This is a genomic window from Streptomyces sp. NPDC006326 (assembly GCF_040612915.1).
In the GTDB taxonomy this organism is placed as follows: Bacteria; Actinomycetota; Actinomycetes; order Streptomycetales; family Streptomycetaceae; genus Streptomyces.
The window spans coordinates 33,489-49,985 of record NZ_JBEXRC010000042.1 but is presented as its reverse complement, the minus strand read 5'-3'; the positions used below and the strand labels follow the sequence as shown (position 1 = coordinate 49,985).

Below are 16,497 nucleotides of genomic sequence, written 5' to 3'. Positions count from 1 at the left end.
AACTGAACTGTATAGTTCAGTGAAGTCGGACCCCGAGTAGAAAGCCGAGGAGCCATGACGCCGCCCGCACGGCCCGCCACCGGACGCTGGATCGAGGACTGGGACCCGGAGAACGAGGAGTTCTGGCAGCGCTCCGGCAAGCGCATCGCCCGCCGCAACCTGATCCTCTCGGTCCTCTCCGAGCACATCGGCTTCTCCGTGTGGAGCATGTGGTCGGTCCTGGTGCTCTTCATGTCACCCGAGATAGGCCTGGGCTTCACGGCCTCGCAGAAGTTCCTGCTCGTCGTGGTGCCCACCCTGGTCGGCGCGGCCCTGCGCCTGCCCTACAGCTACGCGGTCACCCGCTTCGGCGGCCGCAACTGGACCGTCTTCGCCTCGGCGGTCCTGCTCCTGCCCGCCCTCGCCGCGTTCTGGTTCGTCCAGCGGCCCGGCACCCCGCTGTGGGTGTTCCTGCTGATCGGCGCGGCCGGCGGGGTCGGCGGGGGGAACTTCGCCTCCTCGATGACCAACATCACCGCCCTGTTCCCGCAGCGCCTCCAGGGCTGGGCCCTCGGCATCAACGCGGGCGGCGGCAACCTCGGGGTCGCCGCGATCCAGCTCATCGGCCTGCTGGTGATCGCCACCGCGGGCAGCACGCACCCCGCGTACGTCATCGCCGTCTACCTCCCGCTGATCGCCCTGGCCTCGCTGCTCGCGGCGCTGAAGATGGACAACTTCGCGGCCGTGCGCAGCGCGCCCGGCGCCCAGCGCGAGGCCGCCCGCAATCCGCACACCTGGTGGATCTCCCTGCTGTACGTCGGCACCTTCGGCTCGTTCATCGGCTACGGCTTCGCCTTCGGCCTGGTCCTGCAGAGCCAGTTCGGGGCCACCCCGCTTCAGTCCGCCGCCCACACCTTCCTCGGGCCGCTCCTCGGCTCGCTGTTCCGGCCGGTGGGCGGGTTGCTGGCCGACCGGTGGGGCGGGGCGCGGGTCACCCTGGTGACGTTCTGCGCAATGGCCGCGGGGACCGGGGTCCTGCTGGTGGCCTCCGCGCAGGGCTCGTACGGGCTGTTCATCGCCGGCTTCACCGCCCTGTTCGTGCTGACCGGCACGGGCAACGGCTCCACCTACAAGATGATCCCCGCCGCCTTCGCCCGGCAGGCGCAGGACGAGGTCACCTCCGGCCACGACGCGGCCGGGGCCTTCGCCCGGGCCCGCAGGCTCTCCGGCGCGGTGATCGGCATCGCGGGCGCGGTCGGCGCGCTCGGCGGAGTCGGCGTCAACCTGGCCTTCCGCAGCGCCTACAGCGGCCCCTCGGCCTCCGGCGAGCCCGCCTTCCTGGCCTTCCTCGGCTTCTACCTGGTGTGCGTGCTGGTCACCTGGGCGGTCTACCTGCGCCGCCGCCCCGCCACCGACGGCGACGCCGCCGCCGCCCGGCGCGAACTGGCCGGTGTCTCCCGTGGCTGACGTCGAGACCCACTGCCCCTACTGCGCCCTGCAGTGCGGCACCCGCCTCACCCGTGAGGACGGCCGTACCCGCGTCGAGCCGACGGCGTTCCCGGTCAACCAGGGCGGCCTGTGCCAGAAGGGCTGGACCGCACCGGCCGTGCTCGACACCCCGGGCCGGCTCACCCGCCCGCTGGTGCGCGGCGCCGACGGCCGGCTCGCCCCCGCCACCTGGGAGGAGGCCCTCGACACCATCGCCGGCCGGCTCCGGGAGATCCGCGCCGCACACGGGCCGGACGCCGTCGGCGTGTTCGGCGGCGGCGGTCTCACCAACGAAAAGGCCTACCAGCTCGGCAAGTTCGCCCGGGTCGCGCTCGGCACCAGCCAGATCGACTACAACGGCCGGTTCTGCATGTCCTCCGCCGCCGCCGCCGGCACCGCGGCCTTCGGACTCGACCGCGGCCTGCCCTTCCCCGTCACCGACCTCGCAGCCGCCGAGGTGGTCCTGCTCGCCGGGGCCAACCCGGCCGAGACGATGCCGCCGCTGATGCGCCACCTGGCCCGCGCGCAGCTGATCGTCATCGATCCGCGCCGCACCCCGACCGCCGAGGCCGCCGCCCTGCACCTCCAGCCGGCCCCCGGCACCGACCTCGCGCTCGCCCTGGGGCTGCTGCACCTCGCCGTCACCGAGGGCCACGCCGACCACGGCTACCTGAACAAGCGCACCACCGGCTTCGAGGCCGCCTGGAAGCGGGCCGCCGCCTGGTGGCCGGAGCGGGTGGAGCGCGTCACCGGGGTCCCCGTGGCCGAGATGCGCGAGGCCGTGGGGCTGCTGGCGGGCGCGCGGCGGGCGTACGTCCTGACCGGGCGCGGCGCCGAACAGCACAGCAAGGGCACCGACACGGTCGCCGCCTTCATCAACCTCGCGCTCACCCTCGGCCTGCCCGGCCGGGAGGGCAGCGGCTACGGCTGCCTGACCGGCCAGGGCAACGGCCAGGGCGGACGCGAACACGGCCAGAAAGCCGACCAGTTGCCCGGCTACCGGATGCTGGCCGATCCCGCCGCGCGCGCCCATGTCGCCGAGGTGTGGGGGGTGTCGCCGGACGAGCTGCCGGGCCCCGGGCGCAGCGCGTACGAACTCCTCGACGCGCTCGGCACGGACGGCGGCCCGCGCGCCCTGCTGGTCTTCGGCTCGAACCCGGTCGTCTCCGCGCCCCGCGCCGCCCGGATCGCCGACCGGCTGAAGTCGCTGGACCTGCTGGTCGTCGCCGACTTCGTGCCCTCGGAGACCGCCGAACTGGCCGACGTCGTCCTGCCCGTCACCCAGTGGGCGGAGGAGGAGGGCACCATGACCAGCCTGGAGGGCAGGGTGCTGCGCCGGCGCCGGCTGCTGACGCCGCCCGGAGAGGCCCGCAGCGACCTGGACGTGCTGCACGGCATCGCCGTCCGGCTCGGCCAGGACCCCGGCCGCTTCCCGACCGCGCCCCGCGAGGTGTTCGAGGAGCTGCGCCGGGCCTCGCGCGGCGGGAAGGCCGACTACTCCGGCATCAGCTACGAACGGCTCGACGCGGGCGAGGCCCTGCACTGGCCGTGCCCCGACACCGGCGCGGGCGCGCAGGCCCACCCCGGCACGCCCCGCCTCTTCCTCGACGGCTTCGCCCACCCGGACGGGCTGGCCCGCTTCGCCGAGGTCGAGCACCGCGACGCCGCCGAGACCCCCGGCGCGGACTTCCCGCTGTACGCCACGACCGGCCGGGTGCTCGCCCAGTACCAGTCGGGCGCGCAGACCCGCCGGGTGCCCGAGCTGGCCGCGGCCGCACCGGAGGCCTTCGTCGAGGTGCACCCCGACACCGCGCGCCGGCACGGGCTGCACGAGGGGGCGATGGCCCGGGTGGTCTCGGCGCGCGGCGCCGCGCTCGCCCGGGTCCGCCTGATCGGCTCGCTGCGCACGGACACGGTGTTCCTGCCGTTCCACTTCGCCGGGGCCGGCCGGGCCAACCTGATCACCAGCCCCGCCCTCGACCCGCGCAGCAGGATGCCCGAGTTCAAGGTCTGCGCGGTGCGGCTGGAGCCGGCGGAGGCCGGGCTGTGAGCGCGGGCGAGGTGCTGGTCGTCGGCGGCGGCCCGGCCGCGCACCGGTTCGTGGAGCGGCTGCACCGCCACGGCCACCGCGGCCCGGTCACCGTGCTCGGCGCCGAGCCGCAAGCCCCGTACCACCGGGTGCTGCTGGGCTCGGTACTGGACGGCACCCTGGGCCCGGACGCCCTCGCCCTGCCCGCGCTGCCCCCCGGGACGCGCCTGCGCACCGGGGTCGGCGCGACCCGCATCGACCGCGCCCGTCGGCGGGTGCACACCGCCGACGGCTCCGTGCACCGCTACGACACGCTGGTGCTGGCCACCGGGTCCCGGCCGGTCGTCCCCCGGATCCCCGGACTGCCCCGGGTGCCGTCCCCGCAGGACGGGGTGGCCGCCCCGCGGACCCTCGCCGATGTCGCGCTTCTCGGGGCCCAGGGGACGGGCCGGGCGGTGGTGCTGGGCGCCGGGATGCTCGGGGTGGAGGCGGCCGCCGCGCTGCGCCGGGCGGGCCACGAGGTGGCCCTCGTCCACCGCGGTCCGCATCCGCTGGACCGGCACCTGGACACCACCGCCGGCCCGCTCCTGACCCGGCGTCTCCAGGAGCTCGGGGTGGAGGTCCACACCGGGCGGGAGGCGGCCGGGTACTGCTCCGGCAAGCTCACCCTCGACGACGGGCGGGTGCTGGCGGCCGACCTGCTGCTGCTGTGCACCGGCGCCGTCCCGGAGACCTCGCTCGCCCGCCGGGCCGGGCTCGCCGTCCGCTCAGGCGTGGTGGTGGACGGCATGCTGCGCACCGACGACCCGCGCATCCACGCCATCGGTGACTGCGCCGAGCACCCCGCCGACACCGCCGGGCACCTCGAACCGGCCTGGGCGCAGGCGGAGTCGCTGGCCCGGCAGCTGGCCGGCGACCCCGCGCCCCACACCGGGACCCGGCACGTCGCCCGGCTGCGGGTGCCCGGCCTCGACCTGGTCCGGCTGGGGGGCGGCGCGGCTCCGGCCGCGGGCTCGGAGGTCGTCGCCTTCGCCGATGCGGCGCGCGGCCGGTACGCCCGGCTGACCCTGGACGGCGGGCGGATCACCGGGGCGGTGCTGCTCGGACTGCCCCGGGCGGTGGCCGCCGTGAGCCGGCTCTACGAGCAGGACCTGCCGGTGCCGGCCGGGCGGCTGGAGTTCCTGCTCGGCATCGCGCCGGCCGCCCCCGGGAGCGACGAGCTGCCCGACGACGCGGTGGTCTGCCGCTGCAACACCGTCACCAAGCACACCATCACCGAAGCCTGCCGGGCCGGCGCCGCCGACGTGGCGCAGATCGCCGCGGCGACCCGGGCCACCACCGGCTGCGGCGGCTGCACGGACGCCGTGCGCGCGCTGTGCGGCGCCGCGGCCCGCATCGAAGGGAGCAGCACCTCGTGAACCGCACCCAGCGCACCCTGGTCGTCGCCGGATACGGCATGGCCGCCCACCGCCTCGTGGAGGAGCTGCGTTCCCTCGACACCGCGGGAGCCTGGCGGATCGTGGTCCTGGCGGAGGAGCGGCACCCCGCGTACGACCGGGTCGCGCTCTCCTCCTACCTCGACGGCAGGAGCGCGGCGGACCTGACGCTGGCGGCCCCCGGGTTCCTGGACGACCCGCTGATCGACCTGCGGCTGGGCACCGCGGTGGCCTCGGTGGACCGCGCGGGGCGCTCGGTGGTCACCGCCTCCGGCGAGGTGGTGGGCTACGACGCCCTGGTGCTGGCCACCGGCTCGCGGCCGTTCGTCCCGCCGGTGCCGGGGCACGATCTGCCGGGCTGCCACGTCTACCGCTCCCTCGACGACCTCGACGCGATCCGCGGGGCGGCCGTACCGGGCCGCCCCGGTGTGGTGATCGGCGGCGGCCTCCTGGGGCTGGAGGCGGCGAACGCGCTGCGGCTGCTCGGCATGGAGCCGCACGTGGTGGAGCTCGCCCCGCGGTTGATGCCCGTACAGGTGGACGCCGCCGGCGGCGGTGTGCTCGGGCGGCGCGTCGAGGAGCAGGGGCTGCGGGTGCACTGCGGTACGGCGACGGCCGCGGTCGAGGCCGGTCCCGACGGAAGGGCCGCCGCGGTGGCCCTGGCCGACGGTACGTCCCTGGAGGCGGCCGTGGTGGTGTTCTCGGCGGGAGTGCGGCCCCGGGACGAACTGGCCGCTGCGGCCGGCCTGGCCACGGGCGAGCGCGGCGGATTCCTGGTGGACGGGCTGTGCCGGACCGGGGACGGGCGGATCTGGGCGATCGGCGAGTGCGCGGCGGTGGAAGGGCGCTGCCACGGGCTGGCCGCGCCGGGCTACCGGATGGCCTCCTCGGTCGCCCGGCAGTTGCTGGACCTGCCCGCGGACCCGTTCGGGGAGGCGGACCTGTCGACCCGGCTGAAGCTGCTCGGGGTGGAGGTGGCGAGCTTCGGCGACGCCCAGGCGAGCAGCGCGGGAGCGGTGGAGCTGAGCCGCCTGGACGAGACGGCGGGGACCTACGCGAAGCTGGTCCTGGCCGCGGACTGCCGCACCCTGCTGGGCGGGATCCTGGTCGGCGACGCCCGGGCGTACGGCGAGATACGGCCCTTCGTGGGCCGGGGACTGCCGGCCGCGGGACACCGGCTGCTGGCTCCCGCGACATGAAGGCGACGTGAAGGCGGCATGAAGCGGCCGCCCTCCGGGACGTGGGGTTCCCGGAGGGCGGCGGGTGGAGCGGGTCGGTGCGAGGGGTCAGACGGTTTCGAGGGTGCGGCCCTCGGCCTCCGGCGAGGCGCCGGCGGGGACCGCGGCCCCGGCCCGCGCGGCCTTGGCCGCCCTGGCCTTGCGGGAGCTGGAGAACCGGCGGGTGATCGGCGCCTCCACCCACGCGTACAGCGCCCAGGACAGCAGCACGGTGGCGACGATCTGGCCGGCGATCAGGGCGATGCCGACGGGCGTCGAGAACAGCTGGTCGCCCAGCAGGGAGCGGGAGTAGGCGAGCACGATGTAGTGCAGCAGGTAGAAGGCGAAGGAGATCTCGCCGAGCCAGATCATGAAGCGGTTCTTGAACGGCGTGGGCTTGCCCTCCGCGTCACGGGAGGCGACGGCCGCGATCAGCAGCACGATCGGGATGAGCGTGACCGAGCGCTGCCCGTACAGGTGGGGGACGTACATGGCGACGGCGTAGCTGACGGCCAGCAGCAGCGCCGACCAGGTCATGCCGATGTTGCGCCAGCGGCCCGCCATCACGGCGCGCGCGACGAGGATGCCGAGGGCGAAGTCCAGCAGCCGGACGGGCGGCAGGACGTACGCGAACCAGTACTGCACCGTCGAGGTGCCGTCGGCGCCGGGCATCTGCATGCCGGTGTTCTCGATGACCGCGTAGGTCAGCGTCGGGGTGAGCAGGACGGCGGCGACGACACCCGCGATCCAGTACTTCAGCCGGGCCGGCGCGATCTTCTTGATCAGCAGGAACAGCACCGGGAAGGACAGGTAGAAGACCGCCTCGGCGCCGAGGGACCAGCTCGGCGGGTCCACGCTGAAGTTGGTGGCGAAGTCGGGCACCCACACCTGGAGCATGAGCAGGTTGACCACGGCCTGCCAGGGCTTCGTCATGACCGCCGCGAAGGTGACCAGCGCGAGCGCCCAGGTGATCACGTAGTTCGGGTAGATCTTGACGAAGCGGCGGCGCCAGAAGGCCCGCATGGTGTCCTGGTCCCGGGCCGACCAGGTCAGGACGAAACCGCTGAGCACGAAGAAGAACGTGACGCCGAGGGCGCCGGCCTGCGAGGCGTACTTCGCGAGGGCGTCGTTGGCGGAGTCCTCCTGGAACAGCCTGATCCACGGCACGCCGAGGGAGGCGTGGAAGAAGAAGACCAGGAGGGCCGCGGGGAAGCGCAGACCGGTCAGGGAGTCGAGCCTGGGCGCTCTCGCGGGTCTGGAAGTGCCCGTTCCGTTCATGGGCATGACAAAGATGCTCCTTGGTGAGTGACGGGTGGGTGCGGGATGGAGGGACGGGATGAGCAGGACGGGTCCGGCCCGGGCGCTGTGCACGCCGCGGGCCGGACCCACCCGGTCTTGCGGTGGGACGGCGGCTCAGTCGCGGATGACGGTCTTGGTCCGCATCAGGAACTCGCCGAGGTAGCCGTCGTGCGGAACACCCGGCCGGATCCAGTAGGTCGGGTGGTCGCCGAGGTAGACGTTGCTGATGGTGGGCTCCGCGAGCAGCTCGTCGATCAGCGCCTCGTCGTCCGTGAAGGCCGTCAGCACCAGGGAGTTGCGCAGCGGCCCGATCCCGTCGGCCGGCGACCACGGGGCCACCCACACGCACGGGAAGGGCAGCTCGATGCCGGCCTGCTCGGCGTCCGGCCGCTCCAGCTGGTGCACGGACGGGCGCAGTACGGCGCTGCCGTCGCCGAGCTCCTCGACGATGCCGTCGCCGCCCAGGTGCGCCGTGGTCCCCGCCGCCTTGGCGAGCAGGAACTTCTCGATGGCCCGCGCCCCCTCCACCGGCTGCACCGCGAGGACGGCCTTCTCGTCCTCGGGGGGCAGGCTGGGGATGGTGGCGAGCCGCTCGGCGATGGCCTGCGCGAGCGGGGCCGGATCGCCGTCGACGAGCACGGTGGTGGCGTTGATGCAGGCCACACCGCCCTGGTGGCTGATGGAGTCCACGATGGTGTCGAGGTGGTCGCGCCAGTCGACACCCGCGGGGATCAGCATCTTGGAGCGGCCGGGGCCCTGCGGGAGCACGTTGGTGCCCGCGTACTTGCGCACGACGTCGTCGCCGCCGTAGACGAGGCCGAAGTCGGCGCTGCGCAGGATCTCGTCCGCCGCGTCGTAGTCCGTGGGCAGCAGCACGACCTGGTCGCCCGCGAAGCCCGCGGCCCGCAGCGCCGAGATCAGCCGGTGCGGGGTGAAGGGCTCGCGGCGCGAGGGCCGTACGGCGACCCGGTAGCCGAGCGCGAGGGCCTCGACCCACAGCGAGTGCGGCCCGGGGTGGTTGCCGGCCGCGTGCACCGCGAACACGTCGCCGCGCCGGGTCCACACCGCACTGCCGCCGCGGGTGCCCTCGGCACGCCAGTCCTCCACCGCGCCGGCCGGCCGCGCCTGGTAGGCGGCGAACCGGGACAGCTCGGTGGCCTCGATGATGGCGGCCGTCGCGGCCTGTACGACACCCAGCGGCACCCCGGAGACCCGGGCGACCGTACGCTCGTACTCCGCGAACGACAGGCCGTCGATGGTCTCCTCGGCGAAGATCTTCCCGGCCCGGGCCAGCGCGGCGGTCCGCTCGTCGAGCGGGAGCGTGCGGGCCTTGCGCAGGGCGTCCATCGCCCGCGTCACGAACAGCTTGGGCACCAGGCTGAGTTCGGCGGCCGGGGCGCCCGTCACATCGGTGACGGTCATCCGCTTGCGCGCGCGGAAGGGTCCCGAGGGCCCGAGCGCGTCCAGCGTGATCAGACCGGCGCTCCCGGCATCCATTAGTAGACCCCTTCGATGACGGTCTCGTTGTCGAACTCCTGGACCGGGGCGATGTCCGCCACGGAGTCGCCGAGCTGCCAGACGCCCTCGGGCGCGGGGACGCGGGTCGCGTAGTCGCGCTCCAGGTTGTTCGGCATGAACAGGCTCTTGCTGACGTGGTGCATCACGACCTGGCCGCGCTCGCCGTACGGGACGGTCTGCCGCGTCTCGGGGTCGACCACGTCGAAGACCATGTGCGGGGAGAACGGGTCGTAGATGCACGGGTCGTCGTCGGTCAGGCCCGGGCGCTCGCTGGCGTTGCCGAGGATCATCGTCGAGCCGTAGCCGCTGTAGAGGTGCGCCTTGGGGAAGACCTCGGTGCGGTACAGGTAGCGGGTGTCGGCGTCCATCTGGGTACCGACCCAGTTGATCGCCTTGACCTTGTCGTCGATGAGCTTGGCGAGGTCCTCGCGGCGGGCGAGCCGCTCCAGGACCGGCGGGGTGCACATCAGGACGCCGATGTCCTGCGTCTGGAGCAGGAAGGCCACCTGGTCGACGATGTGCTCGGCGTAGGCGCCCGCCTCCGCGGTCTTGCCCTCGGAGATGAGCTTCTTCACCCAGCGCGGGTCGAGGTCGACGGTGAAGGCGAGGCCGCCGCGGAAGGCGGTCTGCCGCTTGATCACGTCACCGACCATGTGCGGGCCGGTCGGTGCGACGACGAGCCAGTTCACGTTCTGCGGGACGCCGTGGCGGTCCAGCTGCGCGCTGCTCCAGGCCAGCAGCCGGTCCAGCCACTCCTGGAGCAGGACGATGCGCTTGGGGGCGCCGGTGGTGCCGCCGCTCTCGTAGACGCCCACGACATCCGGGTTCTCCCCGTAGCCGCGCGGTATGAGGTCCTCGGCGCGCACGTGGCGCAGCTCGTTCGCGAGGTTCGGGAACCTGGACAGGTCGGCGAATCCGCCGATGTCGGTCAGCGGGTCGAATCCGAGGCTTCCCGCGCGTTCCAGCCAGAACGGCGAACCCGTTTCCGGGGAGAAATGCCAGCGCAGCGCGGCGCGCAGGAATTCGTCGGGGTCCGGCTGGGTGTCGAGTGGAAATTCCAGCAAGGGATCAACGGTGGACACAATGCTCCTTCCGGGTACGGAGTAACGCCGTACTCTTCGCATCGTGCGCGGAGCCCCGCGGCCGGGTCCACGCCCTTCCGGTGAGTACGTCAACTGTCTGTGTCAGGTCAGCTGGATCCCGACGGTCCGGTTCGCGCCACCGCCTTGCGGGAGTTCGTCGAGAATCATTCCGAAGTGGGTGCGGTAAGCGGCCAGAACCGCCTCCTCGCCGTCGAGTTTCTCGATCGTGCGGGCTCCGCCCTCGATCCGGACCAGGCGGTTGTTCTTGAGCGTGACCCGGCCGTCGGCCAGCGGCATGGAGCAGAACAGCTCCTGGAGGAACGGGGAGTCCGGGCTGGTGCGCCACCACCACAGCGTCGGACCGAAGTCGTCCAGGCGGCAGGGCCGGTCGTCGAGCCGGTACAGCGGCCTGCCGTCGAGCTCCACGTCGTGGCCGCCGCCCGGCGCGGGGCTGACCCGGTACTCCCCGTGCGGGTCCTGTTGCAGGTCAGAGGTGGTGAGACGGAGCGGGTGGCGGCTGTTGCGGCCGAATCCGGCGTCCACCAGCCAGGGCTCGCCGCCGACGGTCACGCGCAGCGCCAGATGGCACATCGCCGGCCCGAGGCCGTCCGGCCGGTACACCCGGCCCGGCAGGATCTCGACGGCGTACCCGAGGGAGCCCAGCAGGACGGCGAAGGCCGAGTTCACCTCGTAGCAGCCGCCGCCGCGGCGCCCGCGCACGATCTTGTCGACGACCTGCTCGCCGAGGTGGATCGTCCGGTCCAGGTGGTAGTCGATGTTTTCGAAGGGCACCGACAGGACATGGCGCTCCTGGAGGTGGCGCAGCCCTTCGAGATCCGCCTCCTCCGGCCTTTTCGCGCCGATCCTGTCGAGGTATTCGGCCACTTCCGCTTCGTCCAGCATCGCATTCTCCTTGACGATTCGAACCCGGCAGCGTACGCCGAATGAAAACACGGCACCGGCCTGCTCCCGGCTCGATCTGACGGACAACCCGGCACCTGACACAGTGCCCTTCGCTTTGTTGCCGCCTTCTTGCGCGGTTACCAGCATCGGATGGTCCAGAGTCATCCGACGCGGCACATTCGGTTCGAATGGGCATCACCGTGGAGTCGGCGTGACTGACCGCCCGTCGCCGACGATGGAGTACTCACGGCCATGTCCCTCTCCGCCGCCACCAGCCCTTCACCGGACAACCGGACCGGAAACGAGACCGACGACGCAACCGCAGCCGCGGCCGCAGCAGCGGCCGTGCTGGTCCACACCGGCGCCGGGGTGATCGCCGGGCAGCGCGCCGGACGGCTGTCCGTCTTCCGCGGGGTGCCCTACGCCGCCCCGCCCGTCGGCGCCCTGCGCTTCGCCTCGCCGCGGCCGCCCGTCCCGTGGAGCGGCGTACGCGACGCCACGGCCTTCGCCCCCGAGTCACTCCAGCCGATCATCCCGGCCAGCGGCGAGGACTCCCTCTACGCCAACGTCTGGACGCCCGCCACCGACGGCAGCCGGCCGGTGCTCGTCTACATCCACGGCGGCGGCTGGATGGTCGGCGGCGGCAGCCTGCCGGTCTACGACGGCGCCCGCCTCGCCGACCGCGGCGACCTGGTCGTCATCACCTTCAACTACCGTCTCGGCGCCCTCGGTTTCGGCCTGCACGAGGAGCTCGCCGACCCGGAGACCGGCGACTTCGCCAACTGGGGGCTCCAGGACCAGGCGGCCCTGCTGCGCTGGGTCCACGCGAACGCCGCGGCCTTCGGCGGCGACCCCGGCAACATCACCGTCGCGGGCACCTCGGCGGGCGGCGCGAGCACCTGGCAGCTCGCGCTCATGCCCGAACTGGCACACATCATCCGCCGGATCGTCCCCATCAGCGCCTGCCACGTGTGGGACCCCTCCACCTCGCTGACCCCGGCCGACTCCCGCCAGGCGTACGAGCTGCTCGCGCAGCGCTTCGGCACCACCGTGCCGGGGCTGCGCGAGGTGCCCGCCCCCGCGCTGATGGAGGCCTGGGAGGAGCTGTTCGGCGGGCTGCCGGGCGAGCGCGCGGTGGGCAGCGGCCGCGAGTTCCGCGGGCCAGTCGTCGACGGCCGCTGGATGAGCGCCTTCGACTGGGAACTGCCCACGCCCGAGGTGCCGGTCCTGGCCGTGCACACCCGGACCGAGGGCTCCTTCTACACCGGCCCGTGCCCGCCGCAGCCCACCCCGACCCCGCCGCCCGCCGACGCGGCCGAACTGCGGGAGGCCGTCCGGGGCGTCCTGGAGAAGGGCATGGCCAAGGTCCCGTACGAGCTCGTCGACGCCTGCATCGCCGCCTACCGCGAGGCGGCCGCGGCCGACGGGCTGCCGCAGGACCCGCTGTCGCTGTGGACGGAGATCTGGGGCGACGCGCTGTTCCGCTACCAGATCATGCGGCTCTCGGAGCGGCACGCCCGCCAGGGCCGCTCCCCGCAGTGGGTCATGGAGTTCGCCCAGCCCGTCCGGCCCCCGCACCACGGCACCCCGCACGAGGCGACCTCGCCGTTCCTCTTCGGGACCTACGCCGACACCGCCGCGATCGCCGCGACCTACCCGGTACCGCAGGCCACGCCCCTCTTCCACGACCGCCCGCAGGAACGCGCCGTCTCCGAAACCTTCATGGACCTGGTGGCCGCCTTCGCCCGCGACGGCGTGCCCGCCGCTCCCGGCGCCCCCGAGTGGCCGGTCTTCGATCCCGAGCGGCCCAGCACCCTGGTCCTCGGCGGTGAGCGGATCGCGCAGACCGCGACCACGTCGAAGCTCCGGCAGCTGCGGTTCTGGGACGAGGCCGGCTGGGTCCCCCGCCCCTGACCTGCTCCGACGGCCGCCCCGACGGCGAACCCGGCGCGGCGGCCGCACCCGCCCCCAGAGACACGAATGAGGTTCTTGCCATGGCAACCCTGGAAACAACCGCCGAGACCGCCGCAGAACAGGAGGTGGCGCAGCGGACCCCGCTGAAGGCCTGGTTCGCCGTCGTCTCCGTCGCGGTCGGCATCTTCACCCTGGTCACCGCCGAGCAGCTGCCGATCGGCCTGCTCACCTCGGTCGGCTCCGCCCTGCACGTCTCCGAGGGCACCGCCGGACTGATGGTCACGGTGCCCGGCCTCGTCGCGGCGCTGTCCGCGCCGCTGATCCCGGTGCTCGTCGGCCGACTGGACCGGCGCTTCCTGCTGGTCGGCCTGATGACCGTGATGGCGGTCGCCAACCTGGTCACCGTCCTCGCACCCAACTTCGGCGTACTGCTCGCCTCGCGCGTGCTCGTCGGCATCACCATCGGCGGCTTCTGGGCCATCGCGGGCGGTCTCGCCTTCCGCCTGGTCCAGCCCGCGGCGATCCCCCGGGCCACCGCGCTCATCTTCGGCGGCGTCGCCGCCGCCAACGTCCTCGGCGTGCCCACCGGCACCCTGATCGGCGGGCTGGCCGGCTGGCGCACCGCGTTCGCCACGCTCGGCGTCCTCGCCTTCGCGGTGCTCGTCGCCCTGCTGGCCCTGCTGCCCGCGCTGCCCGCCACCCGGCCCGTCGGCGTGCGCGAGCTGATCGGTCAGTTCGCCAACCGCGGCGTACGGGCCGGCATCATCGCCACCGCCCTCATCGTCACCGGCCACCTGGCCGCGTACACCTACGTCAGCCCGATGCTCCAGCAGGTCTCCGGCATCGACGAGGACCTGATCAGCGTCCTGCTGCTGGGCTTCGGCGTCGCCGGCATCGTCGGCAACTTCGTCGCCGGAGCGGCCGTCGCGAAGAACCTGGGCCGCACCATGGCCGTCATCATCGTCGCCCTGGCCGCCGCGATGCTGCTCTTCCCGCTGCTCGGCAAGACCCAGGCCGGCGGCATCGCGCTGCTGATCCTGTGGGGCCTGGCCTTCGGCGGCGTCTCCGTCAGCCTGCAGACCTGGATGCTCAAGTCCGCGCCCGACGCGATGGAGGCCGCCTCCGCGCTGTGGGTGTCGGTCTTCAACCTCGCCATCGCGCTCGGCGCACTCGTCGGCGGTCTGATCGTCGACCAGGTGGAGCTGATCACCGTGGCCTGGCTCGGCGGGGTCGTGGTCCTGCTCACCGCGCTCACCCTCCCGAGCCTGCGGACCTCCGGCAAGGCCGCCCGGTGAACACCCCGTTACCGAAAGGAACCCCTGTGACCAGCCCCGACTTTTCCGCCCTCGGAGCAGAGCTGCGCGGCCCGCTGCTGCTGCCCGGCACCGACGCCTACAAGGAGGAGACGCTCGGCTTCAACCGGATCCTGCCGGACAGCCGGCCCGCCGCCGTGGTCGTGGCCGACGGCACCGCCGACATCCTCGCCACCGTGCGCTTCGCCGCAGCCCACGGCCTCGCCGTCGCGGTCCAGGCCACCGGCCACGGCGTCTCGCTGCCCGCCGACGGGGCCGTGCTGATCAACACCCGCAACCTCAGGGGCGTACGGATCGACCCCCGCGCGCGCACCGCCCGCGTCGAGCCCGGCGTCCAGTGGAGCCGGGTCATCGAGGAGGCCGCCGCCTTCGGCCTGGCACCGCTCAACGGCGCCTCCCCGGGCGTCGGCGTGGTCTCGTACACGCTCGGCGGCGGCCTCGGCCCGCTCGGCCGCTCGTACGGCTACTCCGCCGACCACGTCAAGAACATCGACCTGGTCACCGCGGACGGCGAACTGCGGCACGTCTCCCCCGAGGAGCACCCGGACCTGTTCTGGGCGCTGCGCGGCGGCAAGGGCAACTTCGGCGTGGTCACCTCCCTGGAGATCGGCCTCTTCCCGGTGGCCCGGCTCTACGGCGGCGGCCTGTTCCTGCCCGGCGAGCACATCGACACGATCCTGCGCACCTGGCGGGACTGGACGCGGACGGTCCCCGACCGGATGCAGTCCTCCATCGCCGTGATGCGCTTCCCGGACATCGACGTCCTGCCGGAGCCGGTCCGCGGCCGCTTCCTCGCCCACATCCGGATCGCCTTCAACGGGTCCAACGAGGAGGGCGAGGCGCTGGTGCGCCCGCTGCGCGAGATCGCCGAGCCGGTCCTCGACACCGTCGCGGACATGCCGTACACGCGGGTCGCGGAGATCAACATGGACCCGACCGTTCCATTCGTCTACTACGAGCGCTCCACCCGCATCCGCGAGCTCGACGACGCGGCGATCGACACGCTGCTCCCGCTGATCAAGGAGGGCGCGGACGCGGTGCGCCCCGGCATCGAACTGCGCCACCTCGGCGGCGCGCTGGGCCGGCAGCCCGAGCACGCCAACGCGCTGCCGCACCGCGAGACGGCGTACACGCTGTTCGCCGGGGCCCCCGTGTGGCCCGAGCACGTCCAGGACGTGCGGGAGTTCCAGGAGCGGCTGATCGAGACGATGGAGCCCTGGCGCATCGGAGGCCCGTTCCTCAGCTTCATCAGCGCGCTGGAGAGCTCCCCTCAGCACCTGAAGTCGGCGTACGACGAGGAGACCTACGCCCGGCTCGTCACGGTCAAGGACGCGTACGACCCGCAGAACGTGTTCCGCGTGAACCACAACATCCCGCCCACCGGGTGGCAGTCCCGATGACACAGGAGACGAAGAAGAACATGCTCAGCGAAGCGATGGTGGACGCGTACCTGGAGCGCATCGGCGCGCGCCGGCCCGAGCGGGCCGACCTGCACGCGCTGCGGCACCTGCAGGAGCGGCACGTGCTGTCGGTGCCGTTCGAGAACATCGACTACCACGTCGAGGGCGCCGAGCTGGGCCTGGAACGGGACTTCCTCTACGACAAGATCGTCACGCGGCGCCGCGGCGGCGGCTGCTACGAGCTGAACCCGTCCTTCGGGCACCTGCTGGAGGCCCTCGGCTTCTCCGTGGAGATCCTGGCAGGCCAGGTGTTCCTCGGCGGGGCCTTCGGCGCCCCGCTGTGCCACCTGGCGCTGCGGGTGCGGCTGGACGGGCAGGACTGGCTGGTCGACGCCGGCTTCGGCAAGAACAGCCGCTTCCCGCTGCAGATCGACTCGGCGGAGGTGCAGAAGGACCCGCACGGGGACTACCGGGTGGTCCGGACCGACGACGGCTTCGTCCAGGTCGAGCTGAACGGGAACATCCAGTACCGGCTGGACGAACGGCCGGTGCGGATCGGGGACTTCTACCCGACCCTGTGGTGGTACCGCACGGCGCCGGACTCGGTGTTCCTGCACAACCTCATCTGCTCGATCCAGAACGAGTCCGGCCGGGTCACCGTCAACGGCCGGGAACTCACGCGCACGGACGGCAGCGGCACCACGACGGTGGAGCTGGCCGACGACGACGCCCTGCGCGCCGCTTACGAGGAGCACTTCGGCGTCGTCATCGACCCGGCCGCCATGCCGAAGCAGCCGGACGTCGACCCGGCGATCCGCATCATCATGCAAATCGACTGACCCTTTCCCTTTATATCTTCCCTTCCCCGCGGAAATCCCCGCGCCGGCCGGCGCGGGGATTCCTGCATTTTCCACCGCAG

Annotated in this window: 12 protein-coding genes; 8 read left to right on the top strand and 4 right to left on the bottom strand. The window is 73.1% G+C overall.

Annotation, left to right across the window (positions count from 1 at the left end):
* Positions 1–54: 54 nt before the first annotated feature.
* The 4 genes from ABZ128_RS27380 to ABZ128_RS27365 are packed head-to-tail and all read left to right on the top strand — an operon-like array spanning position 55 to position 6,131.
* Positions 55–1,446 (top strand): nitrate/nitrite transporter, encoded by a 1,392-nt coding sequence (locus tag ABZ128_RS27380; RefSeq protein WP_356851555.1) that lies wholly within the window; start codon positions 55–57, stop codon positions 1,444–1,446.
* Positions 1,430–3,517, top strand: coding sequence for a molybdopterin oxidoreductase family protein (locus ABZ128_RS27375; RefSeq protein ID WP_356851553.1), 2,088 nt, complete (start codon positions 1,430–1,432; stop codon positions 3,515–3,517). Before ABZ128_RS27380 ends, ABZ128_RS27375 begins: the two co-directional genes overlap by 17 nt.
* Complete coding sequence (locus tag ABZ128_RS27370; protein ID WP_356851552.1) at positions 3,514–4,914, top strand: FAD-dependent oxidoreductase; 1,401 nt, start codon at positions 3,514–3,516, stop codon at positions 4,912–4,914. Before ABZ128_RS27375 ends, ABZ128_RS27370 begins: the two co-directional genes overlap by 4 nt.
* The gene (locus ABZ128_RS27365; protein ID WP_356851550.1) at positions 4,911–6,131 is read left to right on the top strand and encodes an FAD-dependent oxidoreductase; all 1,221 of its coding nucleotides are present in this window, start codon (positions 4,911–4,913) and stop codon (positions 6,129–6,131) included. Before ABZ128_RS27370 ends, ABZ128_RS27365 begins: the two co-directional genes overlap by 4 nt.
* An 87-nt stretch (positions 6,132–6,218) precedes the next feature.
* Here ABZ128_RS27365 and ABZ128_RS27360 read toward each other — a convergent pair whose 3' ends face one another.
* The 4 genes from ABZ128_RS27360 to ABZ128_RS27345 form a co-directional block, all read right to left on the bottom strand.
* Positions 6,219–7,433 (bottom strand): acyltransferase, encoded by a 1,215-nt coding sequence (locus ABZ128_RS27360; RefSeq protein WP_356851549.1) that lies wholly within the window; start codon positions 7,431–7,433, stop codon positions 6,219–6,221.
* Between the two features lie 129 nt (positions 7,434–7,562).
* Positions 7,563–8,945 carry an aldehyde dehydrogenase family protein gene (locus ABZ128_RS27355; RefSeq protein WP_356851547.1) on the bottom strand — a complete coding sequence of 461 codons (1,383 nt, stop codon included), beginning with the start codon at positions 8,943–8,945 and terminating at the stop codon, positions 7,563–7,565.
* Positions 8,945–10,048 carry an AMP-binding protein gene (locus tag ABZ128_RS27350; protein WP_356851545.1) on the bottom strand — a complete coding sequence of 368 codons (1,104 nt, stop codon included), beginning with the start codon at positions 10,046–10,048 and terminating at the stop codon, positions 8,945–8,947. The genes ABZ128_RS27355 and ABZ128_RS27350 overlap by 1 nt, the downstream gene beginning before the upstream one ends.
* Positions 10,049–10,150: 102 nt before the next feature.
* Complete coding sequence (locus ABZ128_RS27345) at positions 10,151–10,951, bottom strand: arylamine N-acetyltransferase (protein WP_356851544.1); 801 nt, start codon at positions 10,949–10,951, stop codon at positions 10,151–10,153.
* 252 nt (positions 10,952–11,203) lie between these two features.
* On the opposite strand from ABZ128_RS27345, the gene ABZ128_RS27340 reads away from it, so the two are divergent.
* The 4 genes from ABZ128_RS27340 (at position 11,204) to ABZ128_RS27325 (ending at position 16,417) form a co-directional block, all read left to right on the top strand.
* Positions 11,204–12,865 (top strand): carboxylesterase family protein, encoded by a 1,662-nt coding sequence (locus tag ABZ128_RS27340; RefSeq protein ID WP_356851542.1) that lies wholly within the window; start codon positions 11,204–11,206, stop codon positions 12,863–12,865.
* 80 nt (positions 12,866–12,945) lie between these two features.
* Positions 12,946–14,160, top strand: a complete 1,215-nt coding sequence (locus tag ABZ128_RS27335; protein ID WP_356851540.1) for an MFS transporter — start codon at positions 12,946–12,948, stop codon at positions 14,158–14,160.
* A 26-nt stretch (positions 14,161–14,186) separates the two neighbouring features.
* Positions 14,187–15,578: an FAD-binding oxidoreductase gene (locus ABZ128_RS27330; RefSeq protein ID WP_356851538.1), complete on the top strand. Its 1,392-nt coding sequence runs from the start codon at positions 14,187–14,189 to the stop codon at positions 15,576–15,578.
* On the top strand, positions 15,575–16,417 hold the full coding sequence (locus ABZ128_RS27325) for an arylamine N-acetyltransferase (RefSeq protein ID WP_356851536.1): 843 nt from the start codon (positions 15,575–15,577) through the stop codon (positions 16,415–16,417). Before ABZ128_RS27330 ends, ABZ128_RS27325 begins: the two co-directional genes overlap by 4 nt.
* Positions 16,418–16,497: the final 80 nt, after the last annotated feature.

Bases quoted from the DNA above. Each gene is read 5' to 3' on its own strand.
- ABZ128_RS27380 (WP_356851555.1), top strand. From the start codon at position 55: ATGACGCCGCCCGCACGGCCCGCCACCGGACGCTGGATCGAGGACTGG.
- ABZ128_RS27360 (WP_356851549.1), bottom strand. From the start codon at position 7,433: ATGCCCATGAACGGAACGGGCACTTCCAGACCCGCGAGAGCGCCCAGG.
- ABZ128_RS27355 (WP_356851547.1), bottom strand. From the start codon at position 8,945: ATGGATGCCGGGAGCGCCGGTCTGATCACGCTGGACGCGCTCGGGCCC.
- ABZ128_RS27345 (WP_356851544.1), bottom strand. From the start codon at position 10,951: ATGCTGGACGAAGCGGAAGTGGCCGAATACCTCGACAGGATCGGCGCG.
- ABZ128_RS27340 (WP_356851542.1), top strand. From the start codon at position 11,204: ATGTCCCTCTCCGCCGCCACCAGCCCTTCACCGGACAACCGGACCGGA.
- ABZ128_RS27335 (WP_356851540.1), top strand. From the start codon at position 12,946: ATGGCAACCCTGGAAACAACCGCCGAGACCGCCGCAGAACAGGAGGTG.
- ABZ128_RS27325 (WP_356851536.1), top strand. From the start codon at position 15,575: ATGACACAGGAGACGAAGAAGAACATGCTCAGCGAAGCGATGGTGGAC.